The sequence below is a fragment of the Pseudomonas sp. F-14 TE3623 genome (genome assembly GCF_053629015.1).
In genome coordinates, this window is record NZ_JBRJHM010000001.1 from 596,174 (window position 1) to 613,284 (window position 17,111).

Consider the following 17,111-nt stretch of genomic DNA (forward strand, 5'->3'; position numbering starts at 1 on the left):
CCTGCTCGCGATGGGGCCAGTGCAGTCGATGAAAGCGTCGGCTTAACGACCTTTCTTCCAGAGATACCCACCCACCAGAATCCCGACGCCGCAAATAATCGCCACGTAATAGGCCGGCCCCATCGGGCTTTCCTTCAAGAGCAACGTCACCACCATCGGCGTCAGGCCACCGAAAATCGCGTAGGCCAGGTTGTAGGAGAACGACAACCCGCTGAAGCGCACCACCGCCGGGAAGGCTTTGACCATCACATACGGCACCGCTCCGATGGTACCGACCAGCAGGCCGGTCAGGGCATACATCGGGAACAGCCAGTCGGGATGGTTGAACAGGCTGTGATAGAACGTCCACGAACTGATCAGCAGCGCGGCGCTACCGAACACGAACACCCGGCCGGCGCCGAAGCGGTCAGCCAATACACCGGAGGCCACACAGCCCAGGCTCAGGAACACGATGGCCAGGCTATTGGCCTGCAACGCGGTAGTCGGCGAGAAGTGATAGACGGTCTGCAGCACGGTCGGTGTCATCAGGATGATCACGATAATGCCGGCGGACAGCAGCCAGGTCAGCAGCATGGAAATCAGAATCGCACCGCGGTGGTCGCGCAACACGGCTCGCAGCGGCACCTCTTCGGCCAGGGCCTTGCGCAATTGCAGTTCGGCGAACACCGGGGTTTCGTGGAGCCAGCGGCGCAGATAGACCGAGAACAGGCCAAACACGCCGCCCAGCAGGAACGGGATTCGCCAGGCGTAATCCGACACTTCAACCGGTGTGTAAATGCTGTTGATCGCGGTGGCGACCAATGAGCCCAAAAGAATACCGGCGGTCAGTCCGCAGGTCAGCGTGCCGCAGGCATAACCAATGTGCCGCTGCGGCACGTGTTCGGAAACGAATACCCACGCCCCAGGCACTTCACCGCCAATCGCCGCGCCCTGGATCACCCGCATGAGCAGCAACAGGATCGGCGCCCACATGCCGATCTGCGCATAAGTCGGCAGCAAGCCCATGATCAGGGTCGGCACTGCCATCATGAAAATGCTTAAGGTGAACATCTTCTTGCGCCCCAGCAGATCACCGAAGTGCGCCATGACGATGCCGCCCAGCGGCCGCGCCAGATAGCCGGCGGCGAAGATGCCGAACGTCTGCATCAAGCGCAGCCACTCGGGCATGTCGGCGGGGAAGAACAGTTTGCCGACCACCGTGGCGAAGAATACAAAGATGATGAAGTCGTAAAACTCCAGCGCGCCGCCCAGGGCAGACAGCGATAACGTCTTATAGTCGTTGCGGGTCAGCGGACGTGCGGATTGGGTGGGTTGCGCGATGCTGGAGGGCGCTGTGGTCATGGCAAGGGCTTCTCTTATAGTCGGATCTGCAACCTCGACAACGCTGGCAGAGGCTTGGGCAGGTTCGGCACGATAGCAAATAGTTCGAAAAAGCACATAGAGGCGCGTATTTGACGGTCGAAATGAGAACCAGACAGTCGTCTCGGAGTCTACCGATCGATATACTCGCAACATTGCAACGGCTTGTAAGGGGTTGCTGTGCGAAACCGTCGTTGGCACCTGTCAGCCGATTTCGCAGAGTTTCCCTTTAGGCGCCTTACGAAAAACGTGACGAACGTAGTATGTTCGGGGCTGAATCGTTTTTCCAAGGCTCTAGTGCGCAGGCACTCTGCGCGTGGAGCCGTAAGACGGCTATTCACCTGAAGTACTAATGAAGAGTCACGGGTCAGAGGCACCCCCGGCATGATAGAGCTCGAACAAGAAGATCCAATCCCGCAAGGCGATCTGGCCCTGCAAATCACTGCGCTTCCGCGTGAAACCAACGGCTTTGGCGATATTTTCGGCGGCTGGCTGGTAGCGCAGATGGATTTGGCTGGCACCGCCATGGCCAGCAAGGTTGCCGGCGGTCGCGTGGCCACCGTTGCAATCGATCGCATGGCGTTCCTGGTACCGGTCGCGGTGGGCGCTCAGCTGTCCTTTTATACCCAGGCTCTGGAAATCGGTCGCAGCTCGATTCAGATGATGGTCGAAGTCTGGAGCGACGATCCACTGTCCAGCGAATGGCGTAAAGTGACCGAAGCAGTCTTCGTGTTCGTCGCCATCGACGGCAGCGGCCGCACTCGCTCGGTTCCGCCTAGAGCGCGTTAAACCAGAGCTCGTAAAAACCGGAGCCTGTAAAAACGGAGCCTGTAAAAAAAGGGTGCGTTAAACCCGGCGATCGTTTTGCGGTCCATTGCTGTCATTGTTCCCGATCGAGAGTTGCCCCATGAGCACGCCCAACGTTGAAGCCGTGAAACTGGATGAACTGAACTGCTGGCGCATCCGCCACGGTCAGGCCGAATTGCTGGTGGCCCAGCAAGGCGCGCACATCCTCAGTTATCAACTGGCCGGCGAGCCGCCGCTGATCTGGCTCAACGACGAGGCGGTATTCAAGACAGGCAAGAGCATCCGCGCCGGCGTGCCAGTGTGCTGGCCATGGTTCGGCAATCTGTCGCGTAACCCGCAGAGTGTCCAGGCCATGCGCGTCGGCAATGAACCGCCAACGGCCCATGGCCTGGTGCGAGCGATGGATTGGGAATTGCTCGGCATCGAAACCGAGGGCGAAAGCCTGAAGGTGGAATTCGTCCTGCCCTACCCTGAAAAAGGTCTGCCGGGATGGCCGCATCAGGTGGACTTGAAACTGAGCATTCGTCTGGATGAGCAGTTGCATATCAGCCTGACGAGTGAAAACAAGGGCGCCGAACACGTCACGCTCAGCCAGGCATTGCACAGCTATTTCGCGGTCAGCGATGTGCGCAACGTGCACGTTGAAGGGCTGGATGGCTTGAGCTATATCGAAACCCTGGACGACTGGAAAACCGTCACCCAGACCGGTGATCTGCGTTTTACCGGCGAGACCGACCGCATCTATCTCAATACCCCGCCGAAGCTGAGCATCGTTGACCCGCACTGGGAACGACGCATTGAACTGACCAGCAGCGGTTCGCGCTCTGCGGTGATCTGGAACCCCTGGATCGACCGCGCCGCAGCGTTCAGCGACATGGCCGACGATGGCTGGCAGCGCATGCTATGCATTGAAACGGCGAATGTGATGGGTGATGTGGTGACGCTGGCACCGGGGGCAAGTCATACCCTGGGCGTGAGCATCGCCAGCAAATCCCTTTAACACCACAAAACGAATGTGGGAGCGGGCTTGCTCGCGAAAGCGGCGTATCAGTCGACATTAATGTTGCCTGACACACCGCCTTCGCGAGCAAGCCCGCTCCCACATTTTGATCTGTGCCGGCTGACTGTCGTTTTTACAAATCCGACTCTTTGACCACCCGCACCTGCGCGGCATCCAGCGCATACGCCGCATCCGCCAGGTCGTTGTTGACCTTCTCGATCTTCAGCGTGCCGGTCACCCACAGCGGCGTGTAGATGTCATTCAGCTTCAAGCCTTTTGGATAACGCACCAGCACCAACTGGTTAGGTGGCGGTGGCGGCACGTGGATGCAAGCGCCGGGATACGGCACAAGGAAGAACAGCGTGCTGTGACCCTTGGCGTCGGACTCCAGCGGCACTGGATAACCGCCAATGCGGATGTGCTTGTCGTTCATCGACGGCACGGTTTTGGTCGAGTACATCACCGCGGGCAAGCCCTTGCTCTGCTTCATGCCACCCTTTTCGGTAAAGGTGCCATTGGCTTCCGGGGAGTTGTGATCGATCTCGGGCATGGCCTCGAGGGCCTTCTGGTCCGACTTGGGCATCAGTTCGAGCCAATCGGTTTCCGGCAGTTCGCCGGCATGGACCAAACCACTGCCCAGGAAGAGAAGAGTCAATAGAAGATGGCGCATGAAAGTGCTCGGCAAAGGAAAGGACGGTATAACGCCGAGCATTCTAGCCCTCTCCGGCGATGGCGCAGAGAGGGCTTTGTCACTTCAATCAGGTCCTTTTTTTGATCAGGCCGTAGATCACCAGCAATACCACCGCGCCCACCAGCGCACCGATGAAACCTGCGCCTTCGCCAGCGCGGTAAATGCCCAGGGCCTGGCCGCCGTAAGTGGCCGCCAGCGAACCGCCGATACCGAGCAGGATGGTCATGATCCAGCCCATGCTGTCATCGCCCGGTTTCAAGAACCGAGCCAGCAGGCCGACGATCAAGCCGATAAAGATGGTTCCGATAATTCCCATGGCATTTCCCTCTGAATGATTTGGTGAGACAGGACACCTAGCCGAAGCCTAGACAGACTTTGGCATCCTGCCATCAGAGAACGGCGGCTCCTGAAGGTTCCGCCGCCGCCACATGAAACTATTCGGCGATGAGCGCTTCGACCTTGAGGATCTGCGCAGCCAACGTATCACGGTCTGCACAGCGCAGATTGGCGTGACCGACCTTGCGGCCGACCTTGAAAGCCTTGCCGTAGTGATGCAGATGGCAGTCGTCGATCGCGATCACTTTTTCTACTGGCGGCACGACACCGATGAAGTTGAGCATCGCGCTCTCGCCGACCTTGGCCGTCGAACCCAGCGGCAGACCGGCGACGGCCCGCAGGTGGTTTTCGAACTGGCTGCACTCGGCGCCTTCAGTGGTCCAGTGCCCGGAGTTGTGCACGCGCGGGGCGATTTCGTTGGCCTTGAGGCCGCCGTCGACTTCAAAGAACTCGAACGCCATCACGCCGACGTACTCCAGCTGCTTGAGCACCCGGCTGGAGTAGTCTTCAGCCAATGCTTGCAGCGGGTGGTCGGTACTGGCCACGGACAGCTTGAGAATGCCGCTGTCGTGGGTGTTGTGAACCAGCGGATAGAACTTGGTTTCGCCATCGCGAGCACGCACGGCAATCAGCGAGACTTCGCCAGTGAACGGCACGAAGCCTTCCAGCAGGCAGGCAACGCTGCCCAGCTCGGCGAAAGTGCCAGCCACATCTTCAAGCTTGCGCAGGACTTTCTGGCCCTTGCCGTCGTAACCCAGGGTGCGGGTTTTCAGCACGGCCGGCAGACCGATGGAAGCCACGGCGGCATCCAGATCGGCTTGCGACTGGATGTCGGCGAACGCGGGAGTTGGAATCCCCAGGTCCTTGAACATGCTCTTTTCGAACCAGCGATCGCGAGCGATGCGCAGCGCTTCGGCGCTCGGGTACACCGGGACGAATTGCGACAGGAATGCCACGGTTTCGGCCGGGACGCTTTCGAACTCGAAGGTCACCAGATCGACTTCATCGGCCAACTGACGCAGGTGATCCTGATCGCCGTAATCGGCCCGCAGATGTTCGCCCAACGCGGCTGCGCAAGCATCCGGCGCCGGATCGAGGAAAGCGAAGTTCATGCCCAGCGGAGTGCCCGCCAGCGCCAACATGCGACCCAACTGGCCGCCACCGATTACACCGATTTTCATCGTCAACAACCTCAGGCGATGCGTGGGTCTGGATTGTCCAGGACGCTGTCTGTCTGCTCAGCGCGGAATTTCTTCAACACGGTATGAAATTGCGGATGCTTGGCGCCCAGGATGCTCGCCGAGAGCAGCGCTGCGTTGATCGCGCCGGCCTTGCCGATGGCCAGGGTGGCAACCGGAATGCCTGCAGGCATTTGCACGATAGACAGCAGCGAATCGACGCCCGAGAGCATCGACGACTGTACCGGCACGCCCAGCACTGGCAGGTGGGTCTTGGCCGCACACATGCCTGGCAAGTGGGCCGCGCCGCCGGCACCGGCGATGATCACCTCGATGCCACGGGCCTCAGCCTCTTCGGCGTACTGGAACAGCAGGTCCGGGGTGCGGTGGGCAGAGACCACTTTCACCTCGTAAGGGATGCCGAGCTTTTCCAGCATATCGGCGGTGTGGCTAAGGGTGGACCAATCGGACTTGGAGCCCATGATCACGCCAACCAGTGCGCTCATCGTCGTGCCTCTTCTCTCTGGGCGCCCGCAGGCGCGTCAAAAAACAACAAGCCACGCAGAATGCGTGGCTTGATTGTACGAAAAATGGCCGGACGAACCGGCCGAAGGCCGCGCAGTATACCTCAATGAAGCAGATAAACAGCCCCCGATACGACCATCTGTCATACGGCGCAAAGTGCCGGTTTTATTGACTCAAAGGTCAGCGAAAGATCAACACAAATCCCCCTGTGGGAGCGGGCTTGCTCGCGAATGCGCTGGGTCAGGCAATATTGATCTCGATTGACACACCGCATTCGCGAGCAAGCCCGCTCCCACATTGGATCTTCATTGGTCTCAGATACCCGTCGTGCCTTGGGCTGCGCCACCTTCAAGCTTACGCCACAACAACCGAACGTTGGCCTTGCGCACCAGCGCACAGCGGTACAGACGAATTTCCAGCGGCACATGCCATTGCGGGCCGCCACAGACCACCAACTCGCCGCGAGCCAGTTCGGCGCGCACGCTTAGCTGCGGCACCCAGGCGATGCCCAGCCCTTCCAGCGCCATGCTTTTCAGGCTGTCAGCCATGGCGGTTTCATAAATGGTGGTGAATCGCAGCGCTCGCTGACGTAAAAGCAAATTCACAGAACGCCCGAGAAATGCCCCGGCGCTATAGGCCAGCAAAGGCACGCTGGTTTCGCCTTCCAGGTCGAACAACGGCTTGCCGTCGGCATCGGCCGCGCAGACCGGGAGCATTTCAGTGTCACCCAGATGCAGCGACGGGAAAATTTCCGGGTCCATTTGCATCGCCGAGTCCGGGTCATAGAACGCCAGCATCACATCACATCCGCCTTCACGCAGCGCATGCACCGCATCGCCGACGTTGGTGGCCACCAGTCGCGTGGCTATATTCAATCCTTCGTTGCGCAATTGTGCGATCCAGCGCGGGAAAAACCCCAGTGCCAGGGAGTGAGCGGCAGCGATTTGTATCACCTCGCCCTGCCCGCCCTCCAAGTGATGAAGGTGGCGCAGCACTTCACCCAACTGTTCAACCACGGTTCGCGCGGTGACTAGAAATAGCTGCCCTGCCGCCGTCAGTTCGACCGGCGTGCGGGAGCGATTGACCAGAGTCAACCCCAGCGCGGCTTCGAGGCTGCGGATCCGCCGGCTGAATGCCGGCTGGGTCACGAAGCGTCGTTCAGCTGCCTGGGAGAAGCTGCGGGTGGCGGCCAGAGCACTAAAGTCCTCGAGCCATTTGCTTTCCAGATTCATCACGCCCTCCCGGACACGCACCAATTTAGGTCACACGCTCGCCGCGCACGCGGCGTCACACGGGCATTATGCCGAATATGCATAGGCTAGTGTTTAACAGCATTGGCCCAAAATTCTTCACAAGCCTAGCATTTGCGGTGTTCCGGCATAGACCGGGTCCATATCGAGATGATTTCTATCATGTCCTCCGCTGCATCTTTCCGCACAGAAAAAGACCTGCTTGGCGTACTCGAAGTACCTGCTCAAGCGTATTACGGCATCCAGACCCTGCGAGCGGTGAATAATTTCCGCCTCTCCGGTGTTCCGATTTCGCATTACCCGAAACTGGTTGTCGGTCTGGCAATGGTCAAACAGGCCGCCGCTGACGCCAACCGCGAGTTGGGTCACCTGAGCGAAGCCAAGCACGCTGCCATCAGCGAAGCCTGTGCCCGATTGATCCGCGGCGATTTCCACGAAGAATTCGTGGTGGACATGATTCAAGGCGGCGCTGGCACTTCGACCAACATGAATGCCAACGAAGTCATCGCCAACATCGCGCTGGAGGCCATGGGCCACAGCAAGGGCGAATACCAGTACCTGCACCCGAACAATGACGTGAACATGGCGCAGTCGACCAACGACGCCTACCCGACCGCAATCCGTCTGGGTCTGCTGTTGGGTCACGACGCGCTGCTGGCCAGCCTCGACAGCCTGATCCAGTCGTTCGCCGCCAAAGGTGAAGAATTCAGCCACGTTCTGAAGATGGGTCGTACCCAGCTGCAAGACGCCGTGCCGATGACCCTGGGCCAGGAATTCCGCGCCTTCGCCACCACCCTGAGCGAAGACCTGGCGCGTCTGAAGACCCTGGCACCTGAGCTGCTGACCGAAGTGAACCTGGGCGGCACCGCGATCGGTACCGGCATCAACGCCGACCCGCGTTACCAGGCCCTGGCCGTTCAGCGTCTGGCCCTGATCAGCGGTCAACCGCTGGTTCCAGCCGCCGACCTGATCGAAGCCACCTCCGACATGGGTGCCTTCGTGCTGTTCTCCGGCATGCTCAAGCGCACCGCGGTCAAGCTGTCGAAGATCTGCAACGACCTGCGCCTGCTGTCCAGCGGCCCACGCACCGGCATCAACGAAATCAACCTGCCAGCGCGTCAGCCAGGCAGCTCGATCATGCCAGGCAAGGTCAACCCGGTAATCCCGGAAGCCGTGAACCAGGTTGCGTTCCAGATCATCGGCAACGACCTGGCCCTGACCATCGCGGCCGAAGGCGGCCAGCTGCAACTGAACGTGATGGAGCCGCTGATCGCCTTCAAGATCTTCGACTCGATCCGCCTGCTGCAGCGCGCCATGGACATGCTGCGCGAGCACTGCATCGTCGGCATCACCGCCAACGAAGAGCGCTGCCGTGAACTGGTCGAACACTCGATCGGCCTGGTCACCGCGCTGAACCCGTACATCGGCTATGAAAACGCCACCCGCATTGCCCGAATCGCTCTTGAAAGCGGCCGCGGCGTGCTGGAACTGGTGCGCGAAGAAGGCTTGCTCGACGAAGAAATGCTCGCCGACATCCTGCGCCCGGAAAACATGATCGCTCCGCGTCTGGTGCCTTTGAAGGCTTAACCGAACGCTCGCTCTTTTGAAGAGCACGCTCACCAGGTCGAGGGACTAGACACCTCTCACCTTTTGAGGGCTTGGGGATTTTTTCCCTCAAGCCCTTTTTTTTAACCCTTTTGCGGATTTTCGAATATGCTGAATGCTTTCAGTTCCGCCTAGATCGCAGCCTTCGGCAGCTCTTACCGGGTTTGAGACCCCCCTGTAGAGGCTACCGAAGGCTGCGATTTTTTGATTTTGCAGCGCTCTCGTTTCATCGCTTGCACCACAACCGTGCAGACGGAAGGCACTCTCCTATGTATAGTGCCGGCCCTCTTCGCGTGAGCGGTCGTCGGTAACGAGGCCCAAACCCATGCGAAACCCGAACTAATAAAACCCGCGATATGGAACCGGAACGAACCTCGATCCACTTGTTGTGCCACGCGCAAGCCGGTGTAACGCGATGTGTCGGTCCACCATTATCTGCACACACAAAAAATAGCGAGGAATAATCCATGCTCGAAGTCATCAACGACTTCCTCTCAGGGAAAGTACTGATCGTGCTCATTGTCGGGCTCGGTAGCTACTTCACGATCCGCTCGCGTTTCGTCCAGTTCCGCCATTTCTTTCACATGTTCGCGGTGTTCCGTGACAGTCTGAAAAGCAGCGCTGGCCAGCTCAGTTCCTTCCAGGCCCTGATGCTCAGCCTCGCCGGTCGCGTCGGTGCGGGCAACATCGCGGGTGTCGGCATCGCCGTGACCCTTGGTGGCCCCGGTGCGGTGTTCTGGATGTGGGTGACCGCGCTGGTCGGCATGTCCAGCAGCTTCTTCGAATGCTCCCTCGGCCAGCTCTATAAGCGCTGCGACTCCGAAGGCCAGTTCCGTGGCGGCCCGTCCTTTTACATTCAGCACGGCCTGCAGAAACGCTGGTTGGGCATGATCATGGCGTTCCTGCTGCTGATCACCTTTGGCTTTGCCTTCAACGGCCTGCAAGCCCACGCCGTAACCCACTCGCTGAACAATGCCTTCGGCCTCGACACCACGTACACCGGCCTTGGCCTGGCGGTATTGCTGGGTCTGGTGTTCATCGGTGGTATCAAGCGGATCGCCAAGGTCGCTGACCTGCTGGTACCGGTGAAAACCCTGGTGTACATCGGCGTGACCATCTACGTGATCGTGCTGCAGTTCGACCACGTTCCGGGCATGTTGATGACCATCGTCAAAAGTGCCTTCGGTCTGGACCAGGCGTTCGGCGGCCTGATCGGCAGCGCCATCGTCATGGGCGTGAAGCGCGGCGTGTTCGCCAACGAAGCAGGCCTGGGCAGTGCGCCGAACGTGGCTGCTGTGGCCTCGGTCGAGCACCCGGTCTCGCAAGGCGTGGTTCAGGCGTTCAGCGTGTTCCTCGACACCTTCGTGATCTGCACCTGCACCGCATTGCTGATCCTGCTGTCGGGCTTCTACACCCCGGGCTTTGAAGGCGACGGCATTGCCCTGACCCAGAACTCCCTGGCTGCCGTGGTCGGCGACTGGGGCCGGATGTTCATCTCCGTGGCTCTGGCGTTGTTCGTGTTCACCTCGATCCTCTACAACTACTACCTGGGCGAGAACAACCTGCGCTTCATGATCGGCGAAAACCGCAAGGCACTGATCGCCTATCGCGCGCTGGTACTGGTGTTGATCTTCTGGGGTGCCATCGAAAACCTCAGCACGGTATTCGCGTTCGCCGACATCACCATGACCCTGCTGGCGTTCGTGAACCTGATCGCGCTGTTCCTGCTGTTCAAGGTCGGCATGCGCATCCTGCGTGACTACGATGACCAGCGTGCTGCCGGTATCAAGACCCCGGTGTTCGATTCGAGCAAGTTCCCGGATCTGGACCTGGACCTGAAAGCCTGGCCAGCCAATCCGCAAACCGCCACTCCTAAAGCAGAAGCCGAGCCGCAAGGCGTGACCGCAGCGCAACGCTGATCGGTAAAAAACCGGGCGCATCCCCTGCGCCCGGCGTGACACAGCTTGCGACCGGCGTCATGCTCGGTCGCATGTTGTGGCAGCTTTTTTGATGCTGCCGTTTTGGTTCGGGCTTGAGACCCCATCGCTGCCATCGCGAGCAGGCTCGCTCCCACATCGTTTTCGGAGAACCTCCATGAATTCCTCGACTTTCCCTGCTGCCCAGCACGTCATGGTGCTCTACACCGGTGGCACCATCGGCATGCAAGCCAGTGCCCACGGCTTGGCCCCGGCGTCCGGTTTCGAAGCGCGGATGCGCGAATATCTGCACAGCCAGCCTGAGCTGGTAGTGCCGCAGTGGCGCTTTCGCGAGATGTCGCCGCTGATCGACAGCGCCAACATGACGCCCGCCTACTGGCAGCAACTGCGTGAAGCGGTGGTCGACGCCGTTGATGTCCAGGGCTGCGACAGCGTGTTGATCCTGCATGGTACCGACACCCTGGCCTACAGCGCCGCGGCCATGAGCTTTCAACTGCTCGGCCTGCATGCCCGCGTGGTGTTCACCGGCTCCATGCTGCCGGCCGGCGTGACCGACAGCGATGCCTGGGAAAACCTCAGCGGTGCGTTGGTTGCTCTTGGCCAGGGCCTCGCACCGGGCGTTCATCTGTACTTCCACGGCGAACTGCTCGACCCGACCCGTTGCGCGAAAGTTCGCAGCTTCGGTCGTCATCCATTCAAGCGGCTGGAGCGTCAGGGCGGCGGCGTGAAGGCGACTTCCGTGCCGGCGCAGCTGAACTACAACCAGCCTAAACAGCTGGCGAAGGTCGCGGTACTGCCGCTGTTCCCAGGCATCGGTGCCGATCAACTGGATGGCCTGCTCAACAGCGGTATTCAGGGTCTGGTGCTGGAATGTTATGGCAGCGGTACCGGACCAAGCGACAACCCAGAGTTTGTCGCCAGCCTGGAACGGGCGCAGGACAAAGGTGTGGTGGTGGTCGCGGTGACGCAATGTCATGAAGGTGGTGTGCAGCTCGACGTGTATGAGGCGGGCAGCCGCTTGCGTGACGCCGGTGTGTTGTCCGGTGGCGGCATGACTCGCGAGGCGGCGTTTGGCAAGTTGCATGGACTGCTGGGTGCAGGGCTTGAGACCACTGAAGTTCGGCGACTGGTTGAACTCGACCTGTGCGGCGAACTGAGCTGACACAACACAAAACCCTGTAGGAGCGAGGCTTGCCCGCGAAGCTTTTGGCGTACTTGAGGACGCCTTCGCGGGCAAGCCTCGCTCCTACAGGGTTGGTCATAACCGGCATATAACTTGCTCCCTTCCGGCACGCCCAACGCTGGAACTACCCATGCTCCACTCCCATCTCACCACCCTCAACGCCGTCTCCCTGGTGCTCAATACCTTCAAGGCTGAAGGCCTGTCCAGCGAGGCGTTATTGGCCGGCAGCGGCATCAGCGCGGCGGATCTGAGCCGGGCGGACACGCGCATCACCACCAACCAAGAGATGCTGGTTTGTGCCAACGCCGTCGCGTTACGCCGCGATATCGGCCTGGAGTTGGGCCGGCGGATGCATGTTTCTTCCTATGGCATGCTCGGGTATGCCTTACTCACCAGCGCCACTTTAGGTGACGCCTTGCGGTTGGCGCTGCACTATCCGGCGCTATTGGGAACACTGTTCGAGTTGAGCCTGGAAGAAGAGGACGAGCGCATCTGGCTCACCGCCGGCGACTATCGGGAAAATCCGGCGCTGGCGCCGTTCAATGTCGAGTTTTGCCTGGTCTCGATGAAAGTCACCTGCGAAGACCTGCTCGGCCACCCTCTGCCTCTGCTCGGCGCCCGCTTCGAACACCCGGCGCCGGACTATCAGGCGCGCTACGCCGAGCGTTTTGACTGCCCCTTGCAGTTCGATGCTGTGTCCAATGCCTTTGCTTTCGACAAACGCTGGCTTGAACAACCCCTGCCTCTGGCCGACGCCATCACGCACCAGGCCATGGCCGAGCGTTGCCGCAAGCAAAACACCGAATTCACCGGGCGTCAGGCCTGGCTCGGGCGTATCCGCCAACTACTCGCAGCGCAACTGAGCGCGGCGCCGGGCCTGGATGGACTGGCCGAACAGTTGAACTGCTCGGCGCGCACACTGCGGCGGCATCTGAAGGACCTGGGCTGCAGCTATCAGGAACTGCTCGATGAGTTGCGCTTCGAGCAGGCCAAGCGAATGCTCTGCGAAGATCAACTGCCGATCTACCGGATTGCCGAGGCGTTGGGGTTCAGCGAGACCGCGAGCTTCCGCCATGCGTTTGTGCGCTGGAGTGGTGTGGCGCCGAGCCAGTTCAGGCCTTGAGTTCTGCGGCGTCCTTCAGGCCGTCTTCGCGAGCAAGCCCGCTCCCACATTTGACCTTCAGCGAACACAGTATCGACGCACGACGCAAATCCACTGTGGGAGCGGGCTTGCTCGCGAAGGCATTCTCAAGAATGCCAAAAGCTTCGCGGGCAAGCCTCGCTCCTACAGGGTTGGATGCATCATTCGAGGGCGCCGACGTGCCATTAAGGGGCGAATTTCGGTCAAATCTTTTGGCCATATTAATCCCCTTTTGGCCTTTCCTGCCGTTCTCCCAAACGCCGCCCGCCGCAAGACTGTGTTCAACCGAATCAGCCTGCGGAGAACAAGAATGCTGACGATCTACTCGGACGATCACCACCTGCACCACGGCCGTTGTGAATTGATGGACGGGCAATTGATGCCCTGCTTCGAAATGCCCTCGCGGGCCGACCATGTGCTGGCACGCGTGCAGTACCGCCGCCTGGGCCCGGTCGAGGCGCCGCAGGATTTCGGTCTCGGGCCGATCGAGCGCATCCACAGCCGCGATTACCTCGACTTCTTCAAAGGGGCCTGGGCGCGCTGGACCCAATTCAATACCGACGGCGACTTGCTGCCCTACACCTGGCCGGCCCGTACCTTGCGCCGGATCATGCCCACCAGCCTGCACGGCCAGCTCGGCTATTACAGCTTCGACGGCGGCGCACCGATTACCGCCGGCACTTGGCAAGCGGCGTATAGCGCGGCGCAAGTTGCCCTCACGGCCCAAGCGGTGATCCAGCGCGGAGCGCGCAGTGCTTTCGCCTTGTGCCGCCCACCGGGGCACCATGCCGCCAGCGATTTGATGGGCGGTTATTGCTACCTCAACAACGCCGCCATCGCCGCTCAGGCATTCCTCGATCAAGGCCACAAAAAGGTCGCGATCCTCGATGTCGATTACCACCACGGCAATGGCACCCAATCGATTTTCTATGAGCGCAGCGACGTGCTGTTCACCTCGATCCATGGCCATCCGGAAGCCGAGTTTCCGTTCTTCCTCGGCTACGAAGACGAACACGGTGAAGGCGCAGGCGAAGGGTTCAACTTCAACTACCCTTTGCCCGCCGGTTCAGGCTGGGACCGTTGGAGCGCGGCGCTGGAGCAGGCCTGCAAAGAGATCGAAAAGTACGGCGCCGACATCGTCGTCGTGTCCTTGGGCGTCGATACGTTCAAGGACGACCCGATCTCCCAATTCAAACTCGACAGCCCGGATTACCTGGCGATGGGCGCGCGCATCGCGGGCCTCGGCAAGCCGACGCTGTTCGTGATGGAAGGCGGTTACGCGGTAGAAGAAATCGGCATCAATGCCGTGAACGTTCTCGAAGGTTTTGAAAGCGCCCAATGAGGAATTAGAACAAATGAATCGACTCAAGCGTCTGATCGTTCCAACCCTGTGCGCCATGATAGTCAGTGGTGCCGTTCACGCTGAAGAACGCACATTGCGGGTATACAACTGGTTCGACTACATCACCCCCAAAGCGCTGGAAGATTTCAAGACCCAGAACACCCAGACCAAACTGGTCTACGACATCTTCGACACCAATGAAGCGCTGGAGGCCAAGTTGCTGACCGGCAACTCCGGCTACGACGTGGTGGTGCCGTCCAACGTGTTCCTCGCCAAACAGATCGAAGCCGGGGTGTTCCAACCGCTGGACCGCAGCAAACTGCCGAACTGGAACCACCTCGATCCGAAGCTGATGAAGTTGATCGAAGCCAACGACCCGGGCAACAAATTCGCCGTGCCGTACATGTACGGGACCATCCTGATCGGCTTCAACCCGGACAAGATCAAGGCGGCTTTGGGCGATAACGCACCGGTGGACAGCTGGGACCTGATCTTCAAGGAAGAGAACATCAGCAAGCTCAAGCAGTGCGGCGTGGCCCTGCTCGACTCGCCGTCGGAGATCCTGCCGCTGGCCCTGCAACACCTGGGCCTGGACCCCAACAGCAAGAAGCCGGCGGACTACGCCAAGGCTGAAGCGCTGCTGATGAAGATTCGTCCGTACATCACCTACTTCCATTCGTCCAAGTACATGGCCGACATTGCCAACGGTGACATCTGCGTAGCGGTCGGTTACTCCGGCAGCTTCTCCCAGGCCGCCAACCGTGCCAAGGAAGCCAAGAATGGCGTGATCGTCGACATGCGCCTGCCCAAAGAAGGCGCGCCGATCTGGTTCGACATGCTGGCGATCCCCAAAGGCGCGAAAAACCCGGAAGACGCCTACACCTTCATCAACTACTTGCTGCAACCCCAGGTCATCGCACCGGTCAGCGATTTCGTCGGCTACCCGAACCCGAACAAGGACGCCACGGAAATGGTCGACCCGGCGATTCGCAACAACCCGAACCTGTACCCGACCGAAGCGGCGATGAGCACGCTCTACACCCTGCAACCGTTGCCTCGTGATGCCGAACGGGCACGGACCCGCGCCTGGACCAAGATCAAGTCCGGGACCTGATCCGGGCGAGCGCGACTCACTCCGGGCTCCAGACCTCTTTGAGCCTCGCCAATGCCATTTCGATAGCCGTCTCCGGCACTGCGGCGAACCCCAGGACCAGCCCCGCTCGCTGGTCCTCGGGGAGCGTCGTGTCTGGCAGCCAATAACTGCTCAGTCCATTGACCTCCACCCCGACGCTGGTGGCTTGTTCGATCAATTCGCGCTCACGAGCCACGCTGTCGACACGTACCGTCAGGTGCAAACCAGCCGCCACACTAGGCAGCTTACCGACGCCCGGGATATCCACAGGCCAGCCATTGAGCAAGACGTTACGCCTACTCAAGGCAGCACGGCGCATACGCCGGATGTGTCGCTGGAAGTGCCCGGCCGCCATGAACTCAGCCATTACCGCTTGAGTGCTGACCTCCGAATGCCGCACGTCCACCGCACGACGCTGGGAGAACGCCTCAACCAATCCGGGCGGCAACACCAGGTAACCCAGTCTTAATGCCGGGAATGCGACCTTGCCGAAGGTTCCGACATACAGCACTCGCCCCTGCCGATCGAGCGCAGCCAACGGCGCGAGCGGCGCGCCGCTGTAACGGTATTCGCCATCGTAGTCATCCTCGACGATCCAGCCTTGGGTGCGTTCGGCCCAGGCCAACAATTCAAGACGTCGCGCCAGACTCATGACCACCCCGGTCGGGTACTGATGCGACGGCGTGACATAAGCCAATCGACAATCGCTGAGCGCCGCCAATTCGGTGCAATCAATGCCCTCACTGTCCACCGCTATCCCGTGCAATCGCGCGCCGGCAACAGCGAACGCATGACCCGCCGCTCGATACCCCGGATTTTCAATGCCCACCCCGTCGCCAGGCTCCACCAGCAACTGTGCACAAAGGCTAATCCCTTGTTGTGCGCCACTGGTGATCACTATTTGCTCAGCGGAGCACTGCATGCCCCTCGAACTGCGCAAATACGCAGCAATCAGCCCTCGCAATCGTGCATCACCCGCTGGGTCGCCGTAACACAGTTGCTCTAAATCCGGCTTACGCCAGAAAGCCGCGTTCAGCTTGGCCCAGACCTCGAAAGGAAATAGATCAAAGGCCGGAACGCCGACACGAAATGCCCGAGGTGGACCACTGGGAGGCAAGGTCAAATGGTTCTTTTCAACCCGGTCCAAAGCACCGCTGTGGATAACTTTACTGGATGAAACCACAGGTAAATCCAGCCAATTTGTGGATAAGGCTGTGGGTAACCCTGTTGAAAACCCTGTGGATACTTTTGTGGATAATTTTTTCACCGACACCGCGGCTTGAGGCAATTGCGCGACATAAGTCCCGTCGCCAACACGCCCCTCGATGAAGCCCTCAGCGTAAAGCTGATCGTAGGCACGGACCACGCTGTTACGGGAAATCGATAACGCCGCCGCCAGATCGCGACTGGCCGGCAGTCGTGTGCCGCTGGCCAGTCGTCCGTCGAGCACTCGCACCCGTAACGCCTGATAAAGCTGACGACTCAGGCCCTGACGGCGGTCGAGTTCGATACCTGCGGGATTGAACGACGAGGGAAGCGGCGGATTCGACATGGTAATGGACCTATGAAATTGGTCATTAATGGCTCTTACAACAGACCAATAGCCTGCCTAGGATGCAGGCATT

Annotated in this window: 15 protein-coding genes; 8 read left to right on the forward strand and 7 right to left on the reverse strand. The window is 60.0% G+C overall.

Annotation, left to right across the window (positions count from 1 at the left end):
• Nucleotides 1-42 precede the first annotated feature (42 nt).
• The gene (locus tag AB7M29_RS02760) at nucleotides 43-1,341 is read right to left on the reverse strand and encodes an MFS transporter (protein ID WP_217856937.1); all 1,299 of its coding nucleotides are present in this window, start codon (nucleotides 1,339-1,341) and stop codon (nucleotides 43-45) included.
• 402 nt (nucleotides 1,342-1,743) lie between these two features.
• Between AB7M29_RS02760 and AB7M29_RS02765 the strand changes: the two genes are divergently transcribed.
• Both AB7M29_RS02765 and AB7M29_RS02770 read left to right on the forward strand, forming a co-directional pair.
• Nucleotides 1,744-2,148 (forward strand): acyl-CoA thioesterase, encoded by a 405-nt coding sequence (locus tag AB7M29_RS02765; protein ID WP_007896491.1) that lies wholly within the window; start codon nucleotides 1,744-1,746, stop codon nucleotides 2,146-2,148.
• Nucleotides 2,149-2,266: 118 nt separating this feature from the next.
• A complete protein-coding gene (locus tag AB7M29_RS02770) occupies nucleotides 2,267-3,166 on the forward strand; it encodes a D-hexose-6-phosphate mutarotase (RefSeq protein ID WP_454246281.1) in 900 nt (299 codons plus the stop codon).
• A gap of 133 nt (nucleotides 3,167-3,299) precedes the next feature.
• Here the strand turns inward: AB7M29_RS02770 and AB7M29_RS02775 are convergent, their stop codons facing one another.
• The 5 genes from AB7M29_RS02775 to AB7M29_RS02795 form a co-directional block, all read right to left on the reverse strand.
• On the reverse strand, nucleotides 3,300-3,836 hold the full coding sequence (locus AB7M29_RS02775; RefSeq protein ID WP_454246282.1) for a DUF3299 domain-containing protein: 537 nt from the start codon (nucleotides 3,834-3,836) through the stop codon (nucleotides 3,300-3,302).
• A gap of 88 nt (nucleotides 3,837-3,924) precedes the next feature.
• Nucleotides 3,925-4,173: a GlsB/YeaQ/YmgE family stress response membrane protein gene (locus tag AB7M29_RS02780; RefSeq protein WP_007896499.1), complete on the reverse strand. Its 249-nt coding sequence runs from the start codon at nucleotides 4,171-4,173 to the stop codon at nucleotides 3,925-3,927.
• Between the two features lie 118 nt (nucleotides 4,174-4,291).
• Nucleotides 4,292-5,374 carry a 5-(carboxyamino)imidazole ribonucleotide synthase gene (locus AB7M29_RS02785; protein WP_217856940.1) on the reverse strand — a complete coding sequence of 361 codons (1,083 nt, stop codon included), beginning with the start codon at nucleotides 5,372-5,374 and terminating at the stop codon, nucleotides 4,292-4,294.
• Nucleotides 5,375-5,385: 11 nt separating this feature from the next.
• Nucleotides 5,386-5,877, reverse strand: a complete 492-nt coding sequence (gene purE, locus AB7M29_RS02790) for a 5-(carboxyamino)imidazole ribonucleotide mutase (RefSeq protein ID WP_003196369.1) — start codon at nucleotides 5,875-5,877, stop codon at nucleotides 5,386-5,388.
• Nucleotides 5,878-6,210: 333 nt separating this feature from the next.
• A complete protein-coding gene (locus AB7M29_RS02795; RefSeq protein ID WP_217856941.1) occupies nucleotides 6,211-7,128 on the reverse strand; it encodes a LysR substrate-binding domain-containing protein in 918 nt (305 codons plus the stop codon).
• A gap of 180 nt (nucleotides 7,129-7,308) precedes the next feature.
• Between AB7M29_RS02795 and aspA the strand changes: the two genes are divergently transcribed.
• From aspA to AB7M29_RS02825, 6 genes are all read left to right on the forward strand, one after another.
• Nucleotides 7,309-8,733: an aspartate ammonia-lyase gene (gene aspA, locus AB7M29_RS02800; protein ID WP_052966087.1), complete on the forward strand. Its 1,425-nt coding sequence runs from the start codon at nucleotides 7,309-7,311 to the stop codon at nucleotides 8,731-8,733.
• A gap of 485 nt (nucleotides 8,734-9,218) precedes the next feature.
• A complete protein-coding gene (locus tag AB7M29_RS02805; RefSeq protein ID WP_217856942.1) occupies nucleotides 9,219-10,670 on the forward strand; it encodes an alanine/glycine:cation symporter family protein in 1,452 nt (483 codons plus the stop codon).
• Nucleotides 10,671-10,845: 175 nt separating this feature from the next.
• Nucleotides 10,846-11,850 (forward strand): asparaginase, encoded by a 1,005-nt coding sequence (locus AB7M29_RS02810; RefSeq protein ID WP_217856943.1) that lies wholly within the window; start codon nucleotides 10,846-10,848, stop codon nucleotides 11,848-11,850.
• 151 nt (nucleotides 11,851-12,001) lie between these two features.
• Nucleotides 12,002-12,994 carry an AraC family transcriptional regulator gene (locus tag AB7M29_RS02815; protein ID WP_454246283.1) on the forward strand — a complete coding sequence of 331 codons (993 nt, stop codon included), beginning with the start codon at nucleotides 12,002-12,004 and terminating at the stop codon, nucleotides 12,992-12,994.
• A gap of 328 nt (nucleotides 12,995-13,322) precedes the next feature.
• On the forward strand, nucleotides 13,323-14,354 hold the full coding sequence (locus AB7M29_RS02820; RefSeq protein WP_217856945.1) for a histone deacetylase family protein: 1,032 nt from the start codon (nucleotides 13,323-13,325) through the stop codon (nucleotides 14,352-14,354).
• 13 nt (nucleotides 14,355-14,367) lie between these two features.
• The gene (locus AB7M29_RS02825) at nucleotides 14,368-15,468 is read left to right on the forward strand and encodes a polyamine ABC transporter substrate-binding protein (RefSeq protein ID WP_454246284.1); all 1,101 of its coding nucleotides are present in this window, start codon (nucleotides 14,368-14,370) and stop codon (nucleotides 15,466-15,468) included.
• Nucleotides 15,469-15,484: 16 nt separating this feature from the next.
• On the opposite strand, the gene pdxR is transcribed toward AB7M29_RS02825, so the two are convergent.
• A complete protein-coding gene (pdxR, locus tag AB7M29_RS02830; protein WP_454246285.1) occupies nucleotides 15,485-17,038 on the reverse strand; it encodes a MocR-like pyridoxine biosynthesis transcription factor PdxR in 1,554 nt (517 codons plus the stop codon).
• Nucleotides 17,039-17,111 lie beyond the last annotated feature (73 nt).